This is a genomic window from Candidatus Symbiopectobacterium sp. NZEC135, assembly GCF_025962695.1.
Genome location: NZ_JAGFPF010001124.1, coordinates 1 through 704, shown reverse-complemented (window position 1 = coordinate 704; position 704 = coordinate 1). Strand labels below are relative to the sequence as shown.

Here is a 704-nt window from a genome sequence, read left to right as displayed (position 1 = left end):
ATCCAACGTACTGTTTGGTGAAACCAAAGGGTTCGCGGAAGGACGCTATCGCATCGAGGTCAGCTCGACACATGCACAAGAGGTGTTGCTTTCCGTGCGCGTCAATGATGTTCCGCTCAGTCTTACGCAACCCTTGGTGGTGACCGGCGATGGCAGCCAAGGGGTTATTGACGCAGTAAGTGTCAACAGGATGCGATTGACCGCCGGAGATCCTGTTGGCATCACTTACAGCGCAACCATTGTCGATCCCAATGGCAATCCGCTACCGGGCATGATGGTATTTTGGCAGCCGGAGGGTGATGTCAGCACGGGAGAGCGGATTACGAGTACCGATGCCAATGGGATCGCTCATATCACTTTAAACACTCAAACGGCAGGCATTCTGCGCATGACGGCGTATCTGAACGATCGGAACCAAAAAAAGGCACCCGATGTCACGATTGATCCCGCTGCCGTTGACCAAGATGTTTCTCGATTCCACGCGGATAAAACGGAGATTGGTTCCGACGGTAAAGATGCCGCATTGTTGAACGTAATGTTGCGGGATGTCTACGGTAATGCGATTTCGGGTAAAACGGTGGTGTTTCATGGCGCAGCGTCGCTTCCCGGATTTTCTATTACGCCAACGCGCGATAACCAGGATGGCTCCTATCAGGCCAGGGCAACATCAGTAGAGAAGGGGCGCGTGTCTCTGAATGCAAGCG

The 704-nt window shown here is 53.3% G+C and carries 1 protein-coding gene; it reads left to right on the top strand.

Annotated features, from left to right (window positions below):
* Window positions 1-704: Ig-like domain-containing protein (locus J5224_RS32840; RefSeq protein ID WP_264629101.1), on the top strand; the 704-nt coding region annotated here is incomplete at both ends.